The following is a 23,069-nucleotide window of genomic DNA, read 5'->3' as shown; positions in this document are numbered from 1 at the left end:
CATCGGACTTTGGTGAAACTGGCAGGACGAAGGGGAAGCGGGAATGGTCGTGCTGGATTCACAGGATTCTATCGGTGGCGGCCTGCATCGCCGCCTGCGCGACGACATCATCTTCGGCCGTTTCGCCCCCGGCTCGAAATTGCGGTTGGAGCAGTTGCGCAAGCATTATGATGTCAGCATCACCACCCTGCGCGAGGCCCTGCCCCGTCTGGTCTCGGACGGTCTGATCCACTTCGAGCCCGCCAAGGGGTTCGAGGTCGCCGCGATCTCGGCCCGCGAATTGCGCGAGATTTCGGACATGCGCCTGCTGCTGGAACAGCACGCGATCGCGCAATCCTTTGCCAAAGGCGGGCTGGACTGGGAGGCATCGGTTCTGGCCGCGCATCACAAGCTGTCACGAATGGAAACCCGCATGCTGTCCGGCGACAGGTCCGTCAGCGAGGCATGGAAACGCTATGACCGGGAATTTCACGCAGCGCTCATCTCGGCCTGCGGGTCGCCCGAATTGCTGGCCGCGCATGATCGCATCTTCGACCGCTTCCTGCGCTATCAGGTCCTGCTGGTCATGTTCCGTGGCAAGGAGGCAAGCGACGAACATGATGCGCTGATGGCGGCGGCGCTGGACCACGACGCCGACCGCGCGCAACGCCTGCTGGTGCAACATATCGGGGCCTGCATCGACTATACCGTCGCGCATGGCCTGCTGGAGGATGCGCAATGACGACCGGCGGCAGAATGGCGGAAGCCCCCGAAAATCTGGGCGAGACAATCTATCAGAAACTGCGCATCGACATCATGATGGGGGTGCTGTCGCCCGGCCAGAGGCTGCGGCTCGATGCGCTGAAGCGGGATTATGCCGCCGGTGCCAGTACCCTGCGCGAGGCCCTCAGCCGTCTTGTCGCCGAGCGTTTCGTCATTGCCGAAGATCAGCGCGGCTTCAAGGTTGCTCCGATCTCGGAATCCGGTCTGCGCGACATCGCCGCCTTGCGCCTGCTGATCGAAGAACACGCCCTCGCCCTGTCCTTTGCCGCCGGAACGCTGGACTGGGAAGCCGCCGTGATCGCCGCCCATCACCAGCTTGACGCGCATGAGGACCGGCTGGAGCGTGGCGACACATCCGGGCTTGCCGCATGGCGCGAAAGCGACTGGAAATTCCATCAGGCGCTGATTTCGGCCTGCAATTCCCGGGTGCTGATGCAAAGCCATGCCGAGGTCTTCGACCGGTATCTGCGTTATCAGATGATCGCGCTGGCCTTCCGCCCCGCCGCGTCCCGACCCGAACACCGCGCCCTGATGGAGGCCGCCCTGCGCCGCGACACGGCCGCCGCGTCCTCGATGCTGCGCCATCACATCAATGCCGGGCTGGCGCAAGCCATCGCCCTTGGCAACCTGCCCGCGGATCAATAGGACGCTGACAGACGCCCCTGTCCGACCTGTCCTGTCTTGACCTTCCGCGCCATTGCGGCGACCAAAGGCGTCTCTGTTTCCGCAGCGTCACCAAACGCGGGTCATCCATGCCTGATTACTACCGTTCGATTGCCGACGAACTGGCCGAGGCCCTGACCTCGCAGCGCAACCGTATCGCGCTGCGCGACCGGCAGCTTTGTCTCAGCTATGGCGACCTTGCGGCCTTCGTCGGGGCAGCGCAGAAACTGCTGGCGGGGCAGAAGGCGGTCGCGGTCTATGGCGCACCGGGGGCGCTGTTCGGCGCGGCGGCGATCGCCTGCGTGATCGACGGGCGGCCCTTCGTGCATCTGGACCCGGCGATGCCCAGGGCGGTGCTGGGCAATATCCTGGCAGAGCTTGAAATCGGGATGATCCTTACTGCGCAACCGCCGAAGGAAGGCCAGTTGCCGACCCATTGCCGGGTTGTCGATGCGGCGGCGCTGCTGGACGCGCCATCTGCCGGGCCGGTGCTGCCCGCGCGCATCCGGCCCACCGATCCGATCTATCTGGTGGCCACATCCGGCACGACGGGGCGGCCGAAATGCATCCCGGTGACCCATGACGCGGCCTTGCTGTCCTATCACTGGCGCGACGAGTTCACGCCTTACCTGCCCGGCATGAAGGTGGGCGTCTATATCTTCGCCATCTGGGAAATGTTCCGACCGCTGAGAAACGGGGCCGAGATCTGCTTTCCCGGCCTTCAGGACCTGCTGTCGCCCTTGGCATTGGCGTCGTTCCTGTCGGATCACGACATCCACGAGATGCTGTTCACGCCCTCTTTCCTTGAAAAGATCCTCGGCGGGATGGAACCGGCCATCAGCGCCGCCCTGCCGCTGCGACGGGTGATCCTGAACGGAGAGGTGGTCAGCGACCGGCTGATCGCCGAGGCGCGGGCCAGGCTGCCCGGCGCGCGGCTGTGGAACCTCTACAGCATTTGCGAGACCCATGACATCTGCATGTCCGAACTGACTGCCCCCGCAGGCGGGGATGGCGGGGTGACGGTCGGCAAGCCCATGCCGCATCTGCGCGCGGTGGTGCTGGATGATGACGACCGCCCCTGCCCGCCCGGCATGCCGGGTCTGCTGCATTTCGAGGGCCCGCGCATGCTGGGGCCGGGCTATGTCAACCGGCCCGAGGAAACCGCCCGCCGCTTTCGCGAACTGGTGATCGAGGGGCGCGCGACCCGGCTCTATGACACCGGCGATCAGGGTTATGTGGGCGAGGACGGCCAGATAACCGTGCTGGGGCGGGTGGCGCATATGCTCAAACTGCGCGGGCACAGCATCCAGACGCAGGAACTGACCCAGACCATGGCCGGGCTGCTGGAATTCTCGCAGGCAATCCCATGGGTGCGGCAGATCGACGATCACGGGCAGGCGCTGGTCTTCTACTATACCGCCGATGCCGCGCAAAGGGCCGGGAACACAGCGCGCTGGGGGATTGCACCAGACAGCAACCGTATGCCCGAGGCACTGGCGGCGGCGCTGCGCGAGGTGCTGCCCGGCTATTGCGTTCCGGCCTATCTGGTGCGGCTGGACGAGATTCCGATCCATCAGGTCTCGGGCAAATGCGACTTCAAGGCGCTGCCCGCCGTGGCCGCCGAACCCGGCCAGCCGGTCGGGGCGGGCGATACGCTGCCGGTCGTCGCCCATGTCGCGCGGATCCTGCGCTGCGGGATCGACGGTGTTGACCCCGAACGCTCTTTCCACGATCAGGGCGGCGATTCCCTGATGTGCGTCGATCTGATCCTGTCGCTGGAGGCCAGCCACGGGCGGCGCGTCGATTTCGACTGGGCGCTGAACCTGCCCCTGACGCGGTTGCATCAGCTGCTGACGGAACAGGCGGTCGCGGCGCCGCAAAGCTTTGAGCGCAAAGGCATCCTGCTGACCGGGGCGACCGGCTTTCTGGGCGGGCATGTGCTGGCGGCGGCGCTGGAACGATTGCCTGCGGATGAGGTGATCTATTGCCTGATCCGCCCGCGCAACCGTGATCCGCAGCTGCGCCTCGATGCCGTCGCGCAGGCGCTGGATGCCCCGCCGGGCCGGATCGTCGCGGTCGTGGGTTCGATCGACGATCCGCGTTTCGGACTGGACGCGGCGCATTATTCCGCGCTGTGCCGTCAGGTCCGCACCGTCATCCATTGCGCGGCGACGGTCAATCTGGCCGTGGACCGCGCCCGGATGGAGGAATGGTCGCAGACCGGCATCCGCACCACCCTGCAATTCTGCCGCGACGCGGGTGCGGATCTGCGCTTTTCCTCGTCATCGGCGGTGTTTCCCGCGACCGGAGGCCCCTGGCCCGAAGCCCCCGCGCGGCTTTACGACGGCTGTTCCGGCTATGGGGCCGCCAAGATCGTGGCCGAGGCCGAAATCGCCGCATCCGGGGTGGCGGCGGCCGTTGTGCGGCTGCCGTCGCTCTATGACCTTGACGCGCCCAATCCCAAGGATATCTGCGAGATCATCCTTGATGCCTGCCGCGCGTCACGCAGCATTCCCGCCGGGCTGAGCTTTCCCATGTCCGATGTCCGGGCCGCGGCCCAGTTTCTGGTCGGGCTGCCGCCGTCGGATGGCCTGTCCTTTTACAACCTGATCGCGGAAGGGCCGATCACCCCCCGCGCAGGCACAGCGCTTGCCCCCGACACATGGCTGGCGGCGGCCCCTCTGCCCGACGCGGTGCGGCGTCTGATCGCCGCCGATCCCCTGATCCTGCATGCGGATGCGACATTCGACAACGCCGCTGCCAGCGACGCATGGCGGCAGGCCGGGGCCGGGCCGTTCGAAAGCATCTTGGACGGCCCCGCGTTATTGACGCGCAGATTGGGCTACCACAATGAGCCGGCATTGACCTGATAATCGGCCATCGTCACCGCGCGTGCGGCCTCGCTGGTCAGATAGGCCACCAGTTCGGCGACCTCCTCGGGCTGGACCAGCTTGCCCTGCGGGTTCGAGGCCTCGTATCTGGCCACCACCTCGGATCGCGGCGCGCCCTGCGCCACCTCGTCGTCGATGAACTTCTTCAGCATTTCCGTCTCGACCCAGGTCGGGCTGACGCTGTTGCAGGTGACGCCGGCCGCCGCCCCTTCCAGCGCGACGCAGCGCCCCAGCCCCAGCAGCCCCGCCTTTGACGCGCAATAGGCGGCGTTGTCGGCCATCCCCTGATGCGCGGCGACCGAGGCCAGATTGACGATCCGCCCCCATTTCTGCCGCATCATCGAAGGCATCACCGCGCGGATCATCTTGAAGGTGCCGGTCAGATTGGTGTCGATGGTGTCGTCCCAGATCCGGTCCGGATGGCCGCTGACCGGGGCTTCTTCATAGACCCCCGCCGCATTGACCAGAATGTCGATGCGTCCGTAGGCGTCCAGAACCCGCCCGACAAACCCTTCACAGCTTTGCGAATCGCGCACATCGAGGCGGTCGAACCCGATCCGGTCGCCGAACTGCCCGGTCAGCCCGCGTGTCAGCTCGGGGTCGGCGCCACGCCTTGCACCGATGAAAACCACCGTGCCGTCCCGCGCCAGCCTGCTGGCGATGGCGCGCCCCATGCCGGACAAGCCCCCGGTGACAATTGCAATCCTGTTCGGGTTTCGCATCAATTCGCCTGTCCTCGCTCCATTCGCGCCCGTAAGTCGCATGAATGCAGGTGCAAGGTCCAGACGACATCAGATCGGGTCATTGCGCGGGGGGCTTGGAACCTCTGCGCCTGCCATTCGTTCTGATCCGGAACCGTAACGGAGTATGACGATGGCCAATGTTGCCGATGATGTCCGGGCCAACCTGGAAAAACAGATCACCGATCTGAAGAAGGAAATGTCGAAGATCAGCAAGTCGCTGGCCTCTTACGCCTCGGATGCGGCAGAGGATGCCGAGGATATTTACGAGCAAGGCAGGGGCCGGGCGCGGCAGGTCGTTCACCAGATGCGCGATCAGGCTCATGTCGCAGCCGATGTCGCCCGGGATAATCCCGGCACCACCGCAACCGTTCTGTCCACCGTCGGTCTGCTTGGCTTTGCCGTCGGCCTCGTCGTCGGGGGGATGCTGGCAAGCGGCGGCAGTCGCCGCTGATCGTAACCGGGCAAGGGACATGCCTTGCCCGCACGACGCGCCGCCCCCGCCGAAGAAAGGCGGGGGCGTTCGGTTTCAGCCTTCGTCGGGCAGCGCATAGGCGATGATGTAATCGCCCCGGTCCGGCGACTGACGCGCACCGCCTGCCGAAATCACCACATATTGCCTGCCGGTATTGGGTGACTTGTAGCTCATCGGGCCGCCCTGACTGCCGACCGGCAGACGGGATTTCCAGACCTCTTGCCCTGTCGCGGCGTCCCATGCCCGCAGATAGTAATCCTGCGTCCCGGCAAAGAAGATCAGCCCGCCCTGCGTCGCCAGCGTGCCACCCAGCGTCGGCAGACCGACCGGGATCGGCAGCCGCATCTTCATGCCAAGCGGGCCGGTGTCGCGCACCGTGCCCACCGGCACCTGCCATGCCACCTGACGATCCTTCAGGTCGATGGCGGTCAACGTGCCATAGGGCGGCTTCTGGCAGGGAATGCCAAGCGGCGACAGGAAGCGGTCCTTGATGACGGAATAGGGCGTGCCCCCCAGCGGCACCTGACCCATTCCGGCATTCGGGGCCTCGCCACCATCCGACAGCGCGGCGCCGGATTCCTGCGGCATCATCTGCACCCACAGACCCAGCCGCATGTCGTTGACAAACAGCAGGTCGTTGTTGGGATCGACCGACACCCCGCCCCAGTTCATGCCACCCAAAGACCCCGGATAGCTGAGCGACATATCCGTATCCGGCGCGGTGAACAGCCCCTCATAGCGCATCGATTTGAAGCCGATGCGGCAGATCAGCTGATCGAAGGGCGTGGCGCCCCACATATCGGCCTCGACCAGCGTATCGGCCCCGATCTGCGGCATCCCGACCGAGACCGGCTGCGTCGCGGCATAGGGCTCGTCGGGGATGTTCGCGGGCAGCACGGGTCGGTCCTCGACCTCGGTCAGCGGCTCTCCGGTCTGGCGGTCCAGCACGAAGATCTGGCCCGCCTTGGTGGCAAAGACCAGCGCCGGGACGCGCGCACCACCTTCGGTCGGAAAGTCGATCAGCGTCGGCGCCATCGGCAGGTCGAAATCCCACAGATCGTTACGCACCGTCTGATAGTGCCATTTCAGCACCCCGGTCGTGGCATCAACGGCCAGCATCGAGGCACCGTAAAGGTGGTCCATCTCGGTCCGGGTCACGCCATAAAGATCGACCGAAGGCGAACCCATCGGCAGGAAAACGGTATTCGAGGCCGGATCATAGGTCGTGCCGGCCCAGACATTGGCCGAGGACCGGCTGTAGGTCTCACCCGGTTGCAACTCGCGGTTGGGCGTCTCGGAGCCGGGATCGAAGGCCCAACGCATCGCGCCGGTCATCACGTCAAAGCCCCGGATCACGCCACCGGGCATATCGACCTGCACGTTGTCGGCCACGCGGCCACCGACGACGATGGTGGTTCCGGCAATCGTCGGGGCAGAGGTCAGCGTGTAATAGGCGATATTATCCACCTCGCCGACACCGTCTTTCAGATCGACCTGCCCGCCATCGCCGAAATCGGCGCAGAATTCACCGCTGTCGGCGTCAATGGCAAACAGCCGCGCGTCGATCGAGTTCATGATGATCCGCCGCTGGCAGGCCGCGTCCTCGGCCAGCGCGACGGGCGGAACCTGCGTCGAGCCGGGCACGCTTGGCTGCTGGATCGGGGCGGTGGCATCGAAATAGGCCAGCCCCCGGCAGCGTTCCCAGACCCCGCCCACACTGGCATCGACATCACGGCGCCAGATCTGTTCGCCGCTATCGACATCCAGTGCGATCACGTTGTTGCTGGGGGTGCAGACGAACAGCTTGTCACCCACCTGCAAAGGCGTCATCTGATCCTCGGCCCCCGAGCCGGTCGAGACCGGCACATCGCCGGTGCGGAAGGTCCAGGCGACCTCAAGCTGGCCGACATTGCCGGTATTGATCTGGTCCAGCGCGGCGAAACGGTCATTGGCCACCCCGTTGCCGTAATGCGCCCAGTCGGTCTGTTCGGTTTCCGGCGTCACCGCCACCGCTTCGGCGGCAGGGGCGGCCGCCACGACCTCGGGATGGATGCGGAACATCGACCCAAAGCCCGCAAGCCCCGCCACCAGCAGCACCAGCGCGCCGAACAGCGGCAGGACCGGACGTGCAGGGCGCCCCGCGGCACGGTTCAGCAGCGGCAGCGTCGCCAGAACCACCGCCGCGCCAAAGCCCATCGCCAGCAAGCGAGAGATCAGGCCCCAATAATCGGCGCCGACCTCGAACAGCGCCCATGCGACGGTTCCGCCGAATGCCAGCAGATACAGCCAGACGCCCACGGGCCGGGCCCGGATGATCTGGATGGCCGACAGGATCAGGACGAGGCCCGCCACCACGAAATACCAGCTTCCGCCAAGCATCAGCAGCCTGACCCCGCCGATGGCGAAGAACAGCCCCGCCGCCAGCAGTACGATACCCAGAAGCCAGAGCCATAGCCGGGCCACCGCCGGAATCGGTCGCGTTGTTGTTGTCATGCTGTCTCGTCCTGATTGTTTTGTTGCCTGGGTGTGGTGCCATCCAGCCACCCTTGGTCTGCCATCGGATTATACCCGCCGACGGGAAACCTCAAGGTTGTGCCGGAATGGCGGAACGTCGGTGGCAAAGCGCCCCCTCGGCGCGACCCCATTTCGACCGCAGCAAGGAATTGCCGATGGGCATATGCCCATATCACGGGCAATTGATAATCCCGAGTGTTTCTGTCAATATGGCGTGATCGACTCATGTCTCAGGAACGCGCCATGTCCCCTTCGCCCCGCCGCGCCTTGTTGCTTGGCGCCAGCCTCATCGTCCTTGCCCATCCCGCGCTGGCGCAGGATGACAGCGGAACCACCGTTCTGGGCGTGATCGAGATCACGGCGGATGCCGCCCGCTCGGTCGCGTTGGACGGTTATGTCGCCACCAATTCCCAGGTCGCGACCAAATCGAACACGCCGCTGGCCGAAAGCCAGCAATCGGTCTCGGTCGTCACCAACCAGCAGATCCGCGATCAGGGTGCCGCCAATCTGAGTCAGGCGCTGTCCTATACGGCGGGCGTGTCCAGCCAGCCCTTCGGCGCCGATCCCCGGGCGGACGAGCCCATCGTGCGCGGCTTCAGTTCGTCGCATGCGCAATATGTGAACGGTTTGCGTCAGGGGCGCTATTTCGGCGCCACCAACTATGAGCTGTATGGCATGCAGCAGGTCGAGGTGCTGCGCGGGCCGTCCTCGTCGCTTTATGGCGCGGGTTCTCCGGTGGGCGTGATCAACCTTGTGCAGAAACGCGCGCAGGATTTCGATTTCAACGAGGTCGGCCTGTCCTATGGCAGCAATGACAGCCGCAAGCTGTTTTTCGACCTGAACCGCGTGGTCTCGGACGATCTGTCATGGCGTCTGACCGGACTTGGCAGCGATATCCGCCAGCAAGTGCGCGAGGTGAACAACGAACGCGGCTATCTGGCGGGGGCGGTGCGCTGGCGGCCCGACGATGCGACGGTGATCGACTTCATGGCGTCCTATACCAAGGATAAGCCGATCTCGCCCATCGGCCTGCCTTACGAATTGACGCAGACGGGGGATGGCGATTATCTGCGCGATCTTTATGCCGGGCAATCGGATTGGGACGACAGCGACCGGACCATGTGGAATCTGGGGCTGGAGATGAGCCACCAGATGGACAACGGCTGGACGCTGGCGCAGGCCTTCCGCTACGAAAAGCTGGACTGGGATTATACCGGCACCTATCTGCCCATCGGCGCCACCCTGCAACCCGATGGCACCTTCCCGCGCGGATCCAGCCGTCAGAGCGAACGCAGCGAGAGCATCAGCCTTGACACCCGCCTGTCGGGCGAAATGCAGACCGGCGCGGCCACGCATCAGTTGCTGTTCGGTGTGGATATCCGCAAATACGATGCCGACGAAAGCAGCCATTTCGGCACCGCCCCCGGCTTCGACCCGCGCACCGGAACCGCGACTGATGGCGAGCGTGGCTTTGCAGGCACGCCCAACGCGGGCAGCGTGACGCTGAAACAGGTCGGCGTCTATGCGCAGGACGAGATCGTCTATGACAACTGGCGCGGATCGCTGGCGCTGCGTTACGATTACGTCAAGCAGACCGGCGAGCAGTATGGCTTTGAATCCGCTTATAAGGAAAACGACCTGACCGGGCGGGCGGGCCTGTCCTATGTCTTTGCCAATGGGGTGATGCCCTATGTCAGCTATTCGTCCTCTTTCGATCCGCAGACCGGCCGGACCGAGGATGGCCGCCCGCTGGACCCCACGACCGGGCGGCAATGGGAACTGGGCGTGAAGTATCAGCCGGCTGAATTCGACGCGCTGTTCACCGCCGCGATCTATGACCTGCGGCAGAAGAACATCAGGCAGGCGATTGGCGGCAACCTCTATCAGCAGATCGGCGAGGTGAAGTCGCGCGGGGTGGAACTTGAGGCGACGGCGGAACTGGCGCAGGGCTGGGATATTCGCGCGGGCTATGCCTATAACGATACCGAGCAGGTGGGCGGCACCAATACCGGCCAGCCGATGCCCAACGCGCCGCGCCACACCGCCAGCCTGTGGCTGGACCGCGATTTCGGCAACGGGCTGCGGGTCGGCGGTGGCGTGCGCTATGTCGGCGCGCGTGACGATACCACCAATACGCACCGGCTGGACGATGTGACGCTGGTCGATCTGGGCGCAAGCTATACCCGCGACAATATCGAGGCATCGCTGAACATCCACAACTTGACCGACAAGACCTATGTCTCGACCTGCAGCTTCTTCGGCTGCTTCTATGGCGAGGGTCGCACGGTCATGGCCACGGTCGCCTACAAGTGGTGACAAGGCCCGGCGCGGCCTTCCGCACCCATCGGCGCAGGGTTCTGATGGGCAGCGGTGCCCTGCTGGCGGCGGGGCTGGCGCCGGGGGTGCTGCGCAGCGCACCCGCCGCGCCCCGGTTGGCGACGATCGACTGGGCGATGATGGAAACCGCCATCGCCATCGGCCACATGCCGGTGGCGGGGTGCGAGTTGATCCGCTATCGCGCCGATGCCGTCAGCCCCGAGATCCCCGATCAGGTGACCGATCTGGGCCTGCGCGGCGCGCCGAATTACGAATTGCTGCAACTGACCCGGCCCGACCTGATCCTTAGTTCGCCCTATTACACTCGATACGAGGCGCGGCTGGCCTCGATCGCGCCGGTCCTGTCGCTGCCTTTCTATCTGCCGGGCGAAGCGCCTTTGCCCAGGGCCCTGTCGGCGCTGGACGGGCTGGCCGCCGCCATCGGCGATGCCGGGGCGGGACGGGATGCGCGTGCGGCCTGCGAGGCCGAATTCGACCGGCTGGCCGGGCGGCTGCGCCCCTTTGCGGATCGCCCGGTCTGTCCGGTCAATCTGGGCGATGCCCGCCATCTGCGCGCCTTCGGCAATGACAGCATGTTCGGCAATGTGCTGGAGAGGCTGGGGCTGATAAACGCCTGGACCGGCGGAACCCGGTTCAGCTTTCTGGCACCGGTCCCGATCGAGGAACTGGCCCGCATCCCCGAGGCCCGCATCGCCATTGTCGGCGCCGTCCCGCCCGAGGCCCGGCGCGGCTTGCGGCGCAGCGTGCTGTGGCAGGCCCTGCCCGCCGTCGCGGAAAACCGCGTCTTTCAGTTGGGCCGGGTCAATCCCTTCGGCGGGGTGCCTGCCGGGCTGCGTTTCGCGCGACTGCTGGCCGATGCCTTCACCCGCGCCCCGCAACCGGTGGAAAGCATCGGATGACCCCTGCCCGGCTGTCGATCCTTCTGGCCGCCCTTCTGGCGCTGGCCTCGCTGATGTGGTTGTCGGCGGCGCTGCGGCTGCTGCCTGCGTCCGACTGGCCCGCCCTGCCCCTCAATCCGCAGCGAATGAGCCTTGGCCAGATCCTGCTGGGCTTTGGCCTGATGCCGCGCGGGGTGATCGCGCTGCTGGCGGGGGCGGCGCTGGGTCTGTCGGGGGCGCTGCTGCAGGCGGTGCTGCGCAATCCGGTGGCCGATCCGACGACGCTGGGGATCTCCTCGGGCGCGCAGCTTGCGCTGGTGATCGCCACCATCCTGACCCCCAGTCTGCTGGATACGCTGGGGCGCTGGCCCGTCGCCATGGGCGGCGCGGTGCTGGCGGCGGCGTTGGTGATGGCGATCGGGGCGGCGCGCGCCTTTGCTCCGGTGACGATGGTCATTGCCGGGATGCTGATCGCCATGACCGCCAGCGCCATCGCCACCGCGATCACGCTGGCGCAGGGCGAATATCTGCTGTCGCTGGTGATCTGGAACGGCGGCTCTCTGGTGCAGCAGGACTGGTCGGGCGTGCGCGGGCTGACCGCGATCCTGCTGGCCGGGGCGGGGGCGGCGGCGCTGCTGGCGCGGCCTTTGCGGGTGCTGTCGCTGGGGGTCGAGGGCGCGCGCGGGCTGGGCCTGAACGTCACCGCGATCCGGTTGGCCGCGATGGCGCTGGCGGTGGCGCTGGCGGGGTCGGTCTCGGCCGAGCTTGGGCTGATCGGCTTCGTCGGTCTGGCCGCACCGGCGCTGGCGCGCACGCTGGGGGCGCGCAACATGGTGCAGGTGCTGTGGCTGGCCCCGCCTATCGGCGCGCTGATCCTGTCGCTTTGCGACGGGCTGGTGCTGGCCATCGCCGGACGGCTGCACGAGATGTTCCCCACCGGCGCCCTGACCGGGCTGATCGGCGGGCCGCTGCTGATCTGGCTGCTGCCGCGACTGCGCGGCTCGACCCCGCCCGGAACCGAGGCCGCCGAAGGCCCGCCCCCGCGGCTGCGCCGCCCGGCAAGGCTGCTGGCGGCATTGGCGCTGTTGCTGATGGCGGGGGCGCTGATGCTGGTCTGGATCGGGCGGGTGCCCGGCGGCTGGACCGTGCTGGACCGCGAAAGCGTCGCCGCCTTCCTGCCGCTGCGGCTGCCGCGTCTGGTCGCCGCAGCGGGCGCGGGCGCGGCGCTGGGGCTGGCCGGGGCGCTGTTGCAACGGCTGACCGCCAACCCGCTGGCCTCGCCCGAGGTGCTGGGCGTGTCGGGAGGCGCCACGCTTGGCTTTGCGCTGGTGCTGTTCATGATCCCCGTCCCATCGGTGCTAGCGCAGATCGGCGGCAGCATGGTGGGAGGCGCGCTGGCGCTGGCGCTGCTGGCGATCTATGTCAGCCGCCGCGACATGCCTGCCGAACGTGTGCTGCTGGCCGGAATCGCGGTTTCCGCCCTGTCCACGGCGGTTCTGTCGGCGATGATGGCGGTGGGCGATGCGCGCGCCTTTGCGGTGCTGTCATGGCTCAGCGGTTCGTCCTCGGCCATCGGGGGGCGCGAAGCTGTGGCCATGGCCCTGCTGGCCGTGCTGCTGCTGGTGGCGGCGCTGCTGATGCGGCGCTGGCTGGCGGTGCTGCCGTTGGGGACCGGGGTCTCGACCGGGCTGGGCCTGCCCCTGCGCCGGGCGCGGCTGGCCATCGTCGGGCTGGCCGGGCTGGCAACCGGGGCCGCGACCATGCTGGTCGGCCCGCTCAGCTTTGTCGGGCTGATGGCACCGCATCTGGCGCGGCGCGCGGGTTTTGCCCGGCCGCAGGATCAGATCGCCGCCGCCGCGCTGATCGGGGCCGCGCTGATGATGACCGCCGATTTCGGCGCGCGCATGGCCGGTTTCCCCTATGAGTTGCCGCTGGGGTTGTTCGCCTCGCTCATCGGGGCGCCGTGGCTGTTGTGGCTGATGATGAGGAAGACCAGATGACCACGCCGCTGTTTCGTATAACAAACCTCTGCGTCGATGTGCCGGGCCGCCGCCTGCTGCATGATCTGACGCTGGATCTGCCGCAGGGCCGGATGATCGCGCTGATCGGCCATAACGGCTCGGGCAAATCGACGCTGCTGAAGGTGCTGGCGCGGCAGATCGCGGTGGCCGAAGGTCAGGTCGGCTTTCAGGGGCGGCCCTTGGGCGACTGGCCGATCCGCGACTATGCCCGGCAGTTGGCCTTCCTGCCGCAGCATCCGCCCCCGGCCGAGGGGATGCTGGTGCGCGAGTTGGTGGCGCTGGGGCGTTATCCTTGGCATGGCGCGCTGGGGCGGTTCGGGCCGGACGACCACGCCGCCTGCGCCGGCGCGCTGGAGGAATGCGGCCTAACCGGAATGCAGGACCAGTTGGTCGATACCCTGTCGGGCGGCGAAAGGCAGCGATGCTGGCTGGCCATGCTGGTGGCGCAACAGGCCGGAACACTGCTGCTGGACGAGCCGATATCGGCGCTGGACATCGCCCATCAGGTCGAGGTTCTGGCTCTGGTGCGCCGGATGTGCCATGCGCAGCAGCGCACCGCGATCATCGTGCTGCATGACGTGAACATGGCAGCGCGTTTCTGCGATCATGTCGTTGCGCTGAAACGGGGGCGGCTGGCGATGCAGGGCAGCACGTCCGAGCTGATGCTGCCCCGGACGCTGCACGAGATCTATGGCTTGCCGATGCAGGTGCTGACCCGCCAGGACGGGCTGCCGGTGGCCATCCCTGCCTGAGCCTGCCAACCCTGTTGTCAGTTGCCCCCTTGTTCATGGACGGCAAGCAGGTCCTCGACAGGATATCGAAGCGATCTTGCCACCAGAACCGAAGGATCATAATTCCCGATGGCGATGAATGAGATCAGCGCCTCGCTTTCTGGAATTTTCAGAATGCGCCGGATGGTGGTTTCACGCTGGGAACCCATCGCCGCATTCAATGGGCAGGCACCCAATCCGACCTGCTCCAGCCCAAGCAACAGCGCCATCATGAACAGGCCGCCATCAATAAAGCCCTGATTGCGTTCCATCGAGAAAACGAACGCGGTCAGATCACAGGTGACCAGCAACAGCCCCGGCGGCTTGGGATAGCCACCAAAACCGCCTTGCAGATTCACCAGCTTTTCGATCTGGGTCGGATCGCGAAAGTAATGGACACGCGGCCCCTGCCGATTACAGACCGATGGCGCCTGCGAAGCGATCTGCACCGCCTGCCTGACCTGATCCAGATTGATCGGCTCCGGGGTATATTCCCGAACGCTGCGCCTGCCATAGACAACATCCATGAAGAATTTGTCGCCCCCGGCGACCGGAACCGCTTCGCGATCCAGTCGCGATTTCAGCGCCCCGCCATGCTGATCGTCGGCCTGCGTTATCAGTTCCTGCACGCGCGGAGAAAACATTTCCCAGAAATGCGAGACATCGAAGTCAAGGCGTTCATGTCGATCAAAATAAACATGCGCAGCGGAAATCGCCGCCTTGAAAAACGGATCATCAATACTTTTACCGGATTCAAGCCACTTCCTCGTGTCCCTGGCCACACGCCCCATCGGCTTTTTGCCGAATCCGGGTCGGAATTTGGAATGGCTCAGACCTTTTTCAAGCGCATGGGCATGAAACATCAGCCGCGCACGAGCCTGCCCGACAGGATCGCCGTTCATATAGGCGGCAGAAAATCTTTCACTGTCATATAATGCCAGATCCCGGGCACCCTTGATAAAACCGTCATCCACCGCCACCGGCGCGCCATTGTTTTTCACGGGCAGGCCGCTGCTGTCGGACCGCTTCTTCCTGCCGCTGACACGCACCGCCTGTCCGGCGTCCGCTGTCAATCCCAAGGCATCAAGCAGAAACTGTCTGGAGTGCGCCCGGAGGGTCTCGATCCGCTGGTTGACGCCGTCCCAGTCGATCGGTTGCAGCAGCTGTTCAAGATCGGCGGCCTCGGCATCGATGACCAGACGGTCCTCCAGCCCGGCCATCTTCAGGATCGACGTGAACCGTGCCATCCCCCGCTGCGGATTGGCGAAAGCGATGAAGGGCCTGTTGAACAGGATCGAGAAGGCCACGCCGTGAAAGGAATCGGTAAACACGAAATCGGCCTGATAAAAGGCGGCCAGCCAGCCCTCGACCGATGTATCGCGCGACGCGGCGCCGGTGGACAGGATGGGCATGGAAAGCCGGTCTGATATCGCATCCATCAACCGCAGCTTTTCGGGGTTCGGATCCAGCACATAGCTGGTGATCCGGCGTCCGGCAGCATCGCTCAGCCGGTCCGCGAACAGCTGGCGATAGCGTTCCGGCGTCAGCAGCAGCGTCGGGTCCAGCACATGGCTGGCGTCGGCACCCAGATGTTCGCGGCACAGATCGACGGCGCTGTCCTCGCGGACCGAAACCGCGTCGAAGCGGCTGATCAGCTCTGCCGCCTTCCGCGTCTGCTCGTCGCTGAACTCCCAACTGTCTGCGCCGAAGGACGCGGCATAGCTGATGCGCCGGATGCTGCGGTTCTCTCCGTCCAGATAGCCGTGGAAGAAATCCATCAGCAGGCCGCGCGCATATTTCGGGCGCCAGACCTGATCGCTTCCGGCCACGACCGCATCCAGATCGTAATCGGCCAGATGTTTCCTCAGCTGTGCCGAATTGCGGAAGCTGCGGGTGATCGGCAGGATATTGCTTTCGATGAAAGAGCGGTTCTCGCAATCGGTCTCGAGGTCGATCCGGTTGGTGATCGGCGCCATGTCGTCCTGCGGCACGCGCCGTGCGGGGTTCTGGATGACATATCGCCTGTTGATCAGCACCGGATCACATCCCAGATCCTGAACCGCCTGCATCAGCGCATAGGCCTGCAGGTTGCCGCCATAGTTCTTGCTGAGCGGCAGGGTCAGGATACCGACCTTGCGCCGCCGCACCGGTTCGGTTTCGGCTTCCGGCACCGGGCCGCTGTCGGTATTGTCCGCGCGATGGGCATCAATGCGGGCAGTCAGGTCGCGCAGCCTTGCCACGACCGTCGCAATCGCCTCATCGGCCGAGGCATCACTGGCCAGCCGGTCCTTCTTTTCGCCGCTTTCGGTAACCGAAAACACCTGCGACTTGCCGCGTTGCACCAGATCGACCGCAAGCCCGCCTTCCGGCAACAGCGAAAAATCAACGCCGAAATGAACCCGCTGATAGGCAAAATCCACGACAAGGGATCGCTGCTGATACACCCAGATCCGCTTGACATGCCGACCCAGGTCGTTGCTGTCCAGAGCCTCGGTGACAGAACCGGTCAGTTCCTTCGCCTTGGACGGGCTCATCTTCGCGTAGTTCATCCCGGTTCCCTTGCTGCGTGCGCGCGATGCCTGCATTACCCCGATTGTCTATACCAATCGTGACAGGGCATGAACCCCGGTCATGCAACCGGCGCCGACTTGACGCCATAAGCCGTAACGGACAGGTTGCGCGCGACTTCTGGGGGTGGCGAATGCGGGACGCTTTGGGCGAATTGATGCGGCGCAGACGCTCGGTGCGGGCCTATCGCGACCAGCCGGTCGCGCGGGACGTGATCGAGGAAATCTGTCGACTGGCCCGCACGGCCCCCAGCGGCGCGAACCTTCAGCCCGGGCATTTCCACGTCCTGACCGGGGCGGCGCTGGATGATCTGGTGCGCGGGCTTGGGGCGGCGATCGACGCGGGCCTGCCCGAGACCAGCGAATATTCATGGTTTCCCGACCCGATGCCCGCCCGGCTGAAGGCGCGACAGCGGGCAGCGGGGTTTGCGCTTTATCAGGCGCTGGGGATCGACCGGCGCGATCTGGAGGGACGGCGGCGGCAGTTCCGGCGCAACTATGCCTTTTTCGGGGCACCGGTGGGTGTCGTCGTCACCATCGACCGGAACATGGGCAAGGGCTGCTTCATGGATCTGGGGATGAGCCTGATGGGCTTTCTGCTGGCCGCCGAAGCGCAGGGGCTGGGCACATCCGGCATCGGCGCGCTGGCGAATTACGGGCCCACCATCCAGCGGCTTTTGGACCTGCCCGACGAGGAAATGGTCGTCTGCGGCATCGCTCTGGGCTGGCCCGACCCTGACGCGGCGGAAAACCGGTTGCGCACCGAACGCGAGGACCTGCCCGCATTCACCAGCTTCCGGGGCTTCTAGGCAAGCCGCTCCAGCGCGACGGCGGTGCCAAGCCCGCCTGCGGCGGCGATGGCCGCCAGTCCGGTCTGGCCACTGGCGGTCAGCTCGTGGAACAGCCGCACCAGATTGATCGCGCCCGAGGCTCCGATCGGATGGCCCCGCGCCAGCGCCCCGCCGCCCCGGTTGATCCGCCCGACCGGCAGCCCCGTCAGCTGCGCGCAGGCAATGGCCTGAACGGCAAAGGCCTCCATCAGTTCGACGGCCTCGAACGCATCGGCGGACAGCCCCGCCGCCCGCAGCACCGCGCGGATCGCCGGAACCGGGGCCAGACCCGGCAATTCGGGATCGTCCCCCAGCGTCGCCCCCGCAAGAATACGCAGCCGTGGCACCCTCAGCCGCTGCGCGACGCGGCCCGAGACCAGCAGGCAAAAGCCCACGCCATCGGCGGCCACGGCGGTATTGGCGGCCGTCACGCTGCCCGTCAGCACCGGCGCGCGGGCGCAGGTCCGCACCGTCATGGCGCGGGTAAAGCCGTCCTGCGCCACCCCGGCCAGAGCGGTGATCTCGGCCTGCATCCGGATCTGCGCGGCCAATGCCCGGGTATGGCTGGCGATGGCCCATCCATCCTGTTCGTCACGGGTGATTCCCATCTGCACCGCGATGGCTTCGGCGGCCTCGGCCATGCCGGGATCGCGGTCGGGCCAGGGGGTGAAGGGCGGCTGGTCATAGGCGCGCGGCGCGCCACCCTGCGGATCGCTGCGCAATCGCAACGGGCGGCGGGACCAGCTTTCGGCACCGCCCGCGATCACGACCTCGTGCCGCCCCGCGCGGATCAGCGCATCGGCCAGCAGAATTGCATCCATCCCGGCGCAGCATTGCCGGTCGATGCTCAGCCCTGCCACATGCTGCGGCAGCCCTGCGGCCAGGGCAGTAACCCGCGCCGGATTGCCCCCCGCCCCCAGCGCATTGCCGAGGATCACCTCGTCCACATCCCCGGGCGCAAGCCCTGCATCATTCAGCAGATCTGCGATGACCGGGGCGGCCAGCTGATGGATCTCGAGCGCACGAAAGGCGCCGCCGCGCGGCATGACGGGGCTGCGGCGCGCGGCGACAATGACCGGGTGGTTCACGGAACGGTCCCGAACATACCCGCCAGCGCCGCCAGATCGGGCTTGTCCGAGGCCAGCATCGGCAGGCTCGGCACAAAGACGACACGGCGCGGGGCGGCATGATCGCCCAATGCGTCACGACAGGCACGGCGCAACCGGGCGGCAAGGGCATCGTCTTCCGCCCCCTCGACCACGGCAATGACGGCATGGCCGCGCTGCAAATCGGGCACCGCCACGGCGGCACAGGCACCTGCGCCCACCGCCATCATCGCGGCCTCGACATCCTCCAGAAACAGGTTGCGGTCGGCCACCGTGACCATGCGGCTTTCCCGCCCGCGCAGAAACAGATGGCCCGCCGCATCAAGCCAGCCGATATCACCGGTGCGGATATAATCGCCGTCGCGCGGCACGGGCAGCAGGTCGGGCTCGGCATAGCCGTCGAACAGATAGGGGCTGGCGACGAAGATCCGCCCATCCTCGTCAATGCGGATCCGCACCTGCGGATAGGCCCGGCCGACCGAACCCCCGGGCGTGCCAGCATCCGCGATGGTGATGAAGCTGGTTTCCGAGGCGCCGTAGAATTCCCGGATCGTGGCATTCGGGCAAAGCGCCGCCATGCCGTCTTGGCAGGCCTGATCCAGCTTGCCTCCGCCGCAGATGATATGGGACATGGCGGGCAGGGCGCCCTCGGCCGCCAGCAAAAGCCGCCGCAGCTGCGTCGGCGTGGCGTAAAGCACGGTGATCCGCAGATCGGCCAGCTGCCTTATCTGGCTGCGCGGACCGTCGCCGGCAAGAACGGCCAGACCCGCGCCCAGATGCAGCGCCTCCAGCGCGGCATAGAGCGACAGCGAATGGCCCATCTGGCCCAGCACGCCATAGCGGTCGCGGTCCGACAGCCCGAAAGCCGCGCGGTTGACCTCGAAACTGGCGATCCACGAGGCATGGCTGCGTCGGATCGTCTTGACCCGCCCCCCGGAACCCGAGCTTTGGCAGTAAAGCAATGGCGCGGGCTCAGGGGCGGCGGCGCGAATGCCGTCAAGGCTGGCATGAACGGGCAGCCCCCGCGCCAGACAGTCCAGCAGGGCCGCGACCGCCCCGGCATTCTGCCCCCGCAGACCGCAACCGATCACCGCACCGGGGCGCGCAGGGTTGAAATGCGGGGCGACCCCGTCCTTCACAGGCGCAGATCGCCCGCGCCGGGTGCCGCGCGATGCCAGGCCAGCGTTTGCGGCCGGACCTTCGCCAGCGCCTGCACCAGCATCCCGGTGATCGCCGCCTTCAGCAGATCGCCCGGAATGAAGGCGGCGACCAGCGTGACGGCCTCGACCGGGCTTTTATCCAGAACGATGGCCAGCCCCGCCGCGCCAAAGACATACAGAACCACGATCCCGCCAAAGACCGCGCCCAGCCCGGCAACCAGCCCGACCGGACGCAGCCGGACATGCTCGACAAACAGGCCCGTCGCATAGGCCGCGACCGGAAAGCCAAGCGCAAAGCCCGCCGTGGGCGAGACAAAGACCCCAAGCCCCCCACGTCCGCCCGCCAGCAGCGGCAGGCCAAGCGCGACCAGCAGCAGGAACAGCCCGACCGCCGCTGCCCCCCGGCGCGCGCCCAGCACCGCCCCGGCCAGCATGACGCCAAGCGTCTGCGCCGTGATCGGCACACCGAAGCCAAGGGTGATCTGCGGCACCAGCCCCAAAGCCGCGATCATCGCGGCGAAAAGGGCGATATGGGCGATACTGCGTTCCATCTGGTGTCTCCTGTTCCTGCGGTCCCGATGGCCCGCCTTGCGCGCGCGAAGTTTCACCGACATGACCGGCGCCGTCCAGTACTTACAACGTATCGGCAGGCCCGGACAGTCAGTCGTCATCGAACACGCCACGCAGCAGGTGTTTCTCGACCTCCAGCACCACCAGCGTCAGCACCCCGATGGTGACGATGATCACCCCGTCCATCAGGCCAAGCGGGCGCGATCCGAAAATGCCGTTCATCACCGGCAGATAGGTAAAGGCGAACTGCCCCGCGACCACCACGGCGATGGCCGCCAGCACCGGCCCGGTGCCTTTCAGGCCGGTCAGCGTGAACGAGGTCATATGCAGATAGCGGATGTTGAACAGATAGAAGATCTCCATCACCACCAGCGTATTGACGACCATGGTGCGCGCCACCTCGATCTCCCGGCCCTGCCCCAGCGCCCAGAAGAACACGGCCAGAGAGATCGCCATGAACATCACCGAAACAAAGCAGACGCGCCACAACATGAACGGCGTCAGCAGCCCCGCCCCCGCCTTGCGCGGTTTGCGGGCCATCACGCCGGGCTCGGACGGCTCGAAGGCCAGCACAAGGCCCAGGGTCGAGGCCAGGATCAGGTTGATCCACAGGATCTGCACCGGCGTCATCGGCAGCGCGAAGTTCAGCAGGATCGCCATGATCACCGTCAGCGCCTCGCCGCCATTGGTGGGCAGGGTCCAGCCGATGACCTTGCGGATATTGTCATGGACCGTGCGCCCCTCGTGCACGGCGGCGACGATCGAGGCGAAATTGTCGTCCATCAGCACGATCTGCGCGGCCTCCTTGGCGGCCTCGGTGCCCTTGATGCCCATAGCGATGCCGACATCGGCCTGTTTCAGCGAGGGCGCGTCATTCACCCCGTCGCCGGTCATCGCAACCACCCGGCCCTGCGATTGCAGGGCGCGGACGATGCGCAGCTTGTGTTCGGGGCTGGTGCGGGCAAAGACCTGCGTGCGCGCGACCGCCTTGACGAAACCGGCATCGGGGATGCGGTCCAGATCCTGCCCGGTCAGCACCTGCGGATCGCGGGCAAGGCCAAGCTGGCGGGCAATGGCGGCGGCGGTTTCGGCGTGATCGCCGGTGATCATCCGCACCTCGATCCCGGCGCGGTGGCATTCGGCGATGGCCGCGACCGCCTCGGGGCGCGGCGGGTCGATGAAGCCGGTGATGCCAAGAAAGGTCAGCCCGCCCTGCACATCGTCAAAGCCGATGCCGGTCGTCCCTTGCGGCATGGCCTTGAAGGCATAGGCCAGCACCCGTTCGCCTTCGCGCGCGGCCTCGTCGATACGGTCGGTCCAGAAGGCGGCGTCCAGCAGCTGCGGCCCCGACGCGCCCGCCTGATCGCCGGACATGGTCAGCAGCCGTTCGGGCGCGCCCTTGACCAGCAGGACCGGGCCTTCGGGCAACGCGTGCAGCGTCGCCATGAACCGATGTTCGGCGTCAAAGGGGATCGCGTCCAGCCGCCCTGCCCCGCGTTCCGCCGCCGGATCAAGCCCCGCCTTGATCGCGGCGGCGATCAGCGCGCCCTCCATCGGGTCGCCCTCGACCTTCCAGCCATCGGGGCGCAGTTCCGCATCGTTGCACTGGATTGCCGCCCGCAGCAGGTCGCGCGTGATCCCGTCGGGGGCGAAACCGTGCCCGGTCGGGTCATAGCCCGCGCCCTGCACCATCGTCACCCCATCGGCGGTGACGACGCGGCGCACGGTCATCTCGTTCCGGGTCAGGGTGCCGGTCTTGTCGGAACAGATGATCGAGGTCGCGCCAAGCGTTTCGACCGCAGGCAGGCGGCGGATCACCGCGCGGCGCGACGCCATACGCTGCACCCCGATGGCCAGCGTGATGGTGATGACGGCGGGCAAGCCCTCGGGCACCAGCCCCACGGCCAGCGCGACGACCGCCATCAGCGCGTCCTCCCAGCTGAACCCGCGCAGGGTGACGGCAAAGACAAAGATCAGCGCCGCGCCGGCAAAGGCGAAAAGGGTGAAGCGGCGGGCAAAGGCATTGATCTGGCGCAGCAATGGCGTGGTCAGGGTCTGGACCTCGCCCAGCATGGTGCTGATCTGCCCGATCTGGGTCTGCGGGCCGGTGGCGGTGACCACGCCGCTGCCCTGTCCGCTGGCGACCAGCGTGCCGGACCAGGCCATCGGGCGGCGATCACCCAAAGCCGCGTCGGCGGCCACCGGATCGGTGGCCTTGGAACTGGCAACGGATTCGCCGGTCAGGATCGCCTCGTCGATCAGCAGGTTGCGGGCGCTGATCAGCCGCAGATCGGCGGGCACGCGGTCACCCGCCTCGATCAGCACGACATCGCCGGGGACCAGATCCGCCACGCCGACGCTGACCCGGTGACCGTCGCGCAGCACGCTGGCATGGGGCGCGATCATGCCGCGAATGGCGTTCAGCGCGTTTTCGGCCTTGCCCTCTTGCAGAAAGCCCACCACCGCGTTGACGATCACCACCGCCATGATCACGCCGGCGTCGATGTAATGCGACAACAGGGCCGCGGCGGTGGCCCCGGCCAGCATGAACCAGATCAGCGCATTGTTGAATTGCCCAAGGAAACGCAGGATCGCGGGACGGGGCGCCTCGTCCGGCAGGCTGTTGGGTCCGTGACGGGCCAGCCGTGCGGCAGCATCAGCCGCAGTCAGACCGGAAGCCGAGCTGTCCAGCGCGGCAAGAATGGCGGCGGCTGGGCGGGCATGGCTGTCGGCCGTGGGGCACGGATCGGTCATGTCGTCTTCCTGTTGCGGCATCGGGCGGCTG

At 66.4% G+C, this 23,069-nt stretch carries 16 protein-coding genes; 9 read left to right on the top strand and 7 right to left on the bottom strand.

The genetic code is table 11. The annotated features are described in order from the left end of the window. Nucleotides 1–43 precede the first annotated feature (43 nt). The 3 genes from JHW40_RS19420 to JHW40_RS19410 all read left to right on the top strand — a co-directional run bounded on the left by JHW40_RS19420 (nt 44) and on the right by JHW40_RS19410 (nt 4,295). Nucleotides 44–721, top strand: a complete 678-nt coding sequence (locus tag JHW40_RS19420; protein WP_090610502.1) for a GntR family transcriptional regulator — start codon at nt 44–46, stop codon at nt 719–721. Next, nucleotides 718–1,407 carry a GntR family transcriptional regulator gene (locus tag JHW40_RS19415; RefSeq protein WP_244519103.1) on the top strand — a complete coding sequence of 230 codons (690 nt, stop codon included), beginning with the start codon at nt 718–720 and terminating at the stop codon, nt 1,405–1,407. Before JHW40_RS19420 ends, JHW40_RS19415 begins: the two co-directional genes overlap by 4 nt. Nucleotides 1,408–1,514: 107 nt before the next feature. Next, nucleotides 1,515–4,295, top strand: coding sequence for an AMP-binding protein (locus JHW40_RS19410; protein WP_090610503.1), 2,781 nt, complete (start codon nt 1,515–1,517; stop codon nt 4,293–4,295). Here JHW40_RS19410 and JHW40_RS19405 read toward each other — a convergent pair. After that, nucleotides 4,268–5,038 (bottom strand): SDR family NAD(P)-dependent oxidoreductase, encoded by a 771-nt coding sequence (locus JHW40_RS19405; RefSeq protein ID WP_090610504.1) that lies wholly within the window; start codon nt 5,036–5,038, stop codon nt 4,268–4,270. The genes JHW40_RS19410 and JHW40_RS19405 overlap by 28 nt on opposite strands. A 151-nt stretch (nt 5,039–5,189) precedes the next feature. On the opposite strand from JHW40_RS19405, the gene JHW40_RS19400 reads away from it, so the two are divergent. Continuing rightward, nucleotides 5,190–5,510 carry a hypothetical protein gene (locus tag JHW40_RS19400; protein ID WP_090610505.1) on the top strand — a complete coding sequence of 107 codons (321 nt, stop codon included), beginning with the start codon at nt 5,190–5,192 and terminating at the stop codon, nt 5,508–5,510. 75 nt (nt 5,511–5,585) lie between these two features. Here the strand turns inward: JHW40_RS19400 and JHW40_RS19395 are convergent, their stop codons facing one another. Next, entirely contained in the window at nt 5,586–8,024 is a 2,439-nt protein-coding gene (locus JHW40_RS19395; RefSeq protein WP_090610506.1) for a membrane-bound PQQ-dependent dehydrogenase, glucose/quinate/shikimate family, read from the bottom strand. A gap of 264 nt (nt 8,025–8,288) precedes the next feature. Between JHW40_RS19395 and JHW40_RS19390 the strand changes: the two genes are divergently transcribed. Genes JHW40_RS19390 through JHW40_RS19375 form a run of 4 tightly spaced genes read left to right on the top strand, consistent with a single transcriptional unit; the run spans nt 8,289 to nt 14,033 of the window. Continuing rightward, entirely contained in the window at nt 8,289–10,361 is a 2,073-nt protein-coding gene (locus JHW40_RS19390; RefSeq protein ID WP_090610507.1) for a TonB-dependent siderophore receptor, read from the top strand. A gap of 44 nt (nt 10,362–10,405) precedes the next feature. Beyond that, on the top strand, nt 10,406–11,281 hold the full coding sequence (locus tag JHW40_RS19385; RefSeq protein WP_090610508.1) for an ABC transporter substrate-binding protein: 876 nt from the start codon (nt 10,406–10,408) through the stop codon (nt 11,279–11,281). Continuing rightward, a complete protein-coding gene (gene fhuB, locus JHW40_RS19380; protein WP_090610509.1) occupies nt 11,278–13,260 on the top strand; it encodes a Fe(3+)-hydroxamate ABC transporter permease FhuB in 1,983 nt (660 codons plus the stop codon). Before JHW40_RS19385 ends, fhuB begins: the two co-directional genes overlap by 4 nt. After that, nucleotides 13,257–14,033, top strand: a complete 777-nt coding sequence (locus JHW40_RS19375) for an ABC transporter ATP-binding protein (protein ID WP_090610510.1) — start codon at nt 13,257–13,259, stop codon at nt 14,031–14,033. The genes fhuB and JHW40_RS19375 overlap by 4 nt, the downstream gene beginning before the upstream one ends. 17 nt (nt 14,034–14,050) lie before the next feature. Here the strand turns inward: JHW40_RS19375 and JHW40_RS19370 are convergent, their stop codons facing one another. Next, nucleotides 14,051–16,600 carry a polysaccharide pyruvyl transferase family protein gene (locus tag JHW40_RS19370; protein ID WP_170851725.1) on the bottom strand — a complete coding sequence of 850 codons (2,550 nt, stop codon included), beginning with the start codon at nt 16,598–16,600 and terminating at the stop codon, nt 14,051–14,053. Between the two features lie 152 nt (nt 16,601–16,752). On the opposite strand from JHW40_RS19370, the gene JHW40_RS19365 reads away from it, so the two are divergent. Further along, complete coding sequence (locus JHW40_RS19365; protein WP_090610512.1) at nt 16,753–17,427, top strand: nitroreductase; 675 nt, start codon at nt 16,753–16,755, stop codon at nt 17,425–17,427. Here the strand turns inward: JHW40_RS19365 and JHW40_RS19360 are convergent. From JHW40_RS19360 to JHW40_RS19345, 4 genes are all read right to left on the bottom strand, one after another. Next, nucleotides 17,424–18,536 (bottom strand): thiolase family protein, encoded by a 1,113-nt coding sequence (locus JHW40_RS19360; protein ID WP_090610513.1) that lies wholly within the window; start codon nt 18,534–18,536, stop codon nt 17,424–17,426. The genes JHW40_RS19365 and JHW40_RS19360 overlap by 4 nt on opposite strands. After that, nucleotides 18,533–19,693 (bottom strand): AMP-binding protein, encoded by a 1,161-nt coding sequence (locus tag JHW40_RS19355; RefSeq protein WP_090610514.1) that lies wholly within the window; start codon nt 19,691–19,693, stop codon nt 18,533–18,535. Before JHW40_RS19355 ends, JHW40_RS19360 begins: the two co-directional genes overlap by 4 nt. After that, on the bottom strand, nt 19,690–20,265 hold the full coding sequence (locus JHW40_RS19350; RefSeq protein ID WP_090610515.1) for a biotin transporter BioY: 576 nt from the start codon (nt 20,263–20,265) through the stop codon (nt 19,690–19,692). Before JHW40_RS19350 ends, JHW40_RS19355 begins: the two co-directional genes overlap by 4 nt. Nucleotides 20,266–20,374: 109 nt before the next feature. After that, nucleotides 20,375–23,038, bottom strand: coding sequence for a cation-transporting P-type ATPase (locus JHW40_RS19345; RefSeq protein WP_211657213.1), 2,664 nt, complete (start codon nt 23,036–23,038; stop codon nt 20,375–20,377). Nucleotides 23,039–23,069 lie beyond the last annotated feature (31 nt).

This window comes from Paracoccus alcaliphilus (assembly GCF_028553725.1).
In the GTDB taxonomy this organism is placed as follows: Bacteria; Pseudomonadota; Alphaproteobacteria; order Rhodobacterales; family Rhodobacteraceae; genus Paracoccus; species Paracoccus alcaliphilus.
The sequence above is the reverse complement of the archived record's forward strand: the minus strand, read 5'-3'. Positions and strand labels throughout refer to the sequence as shown.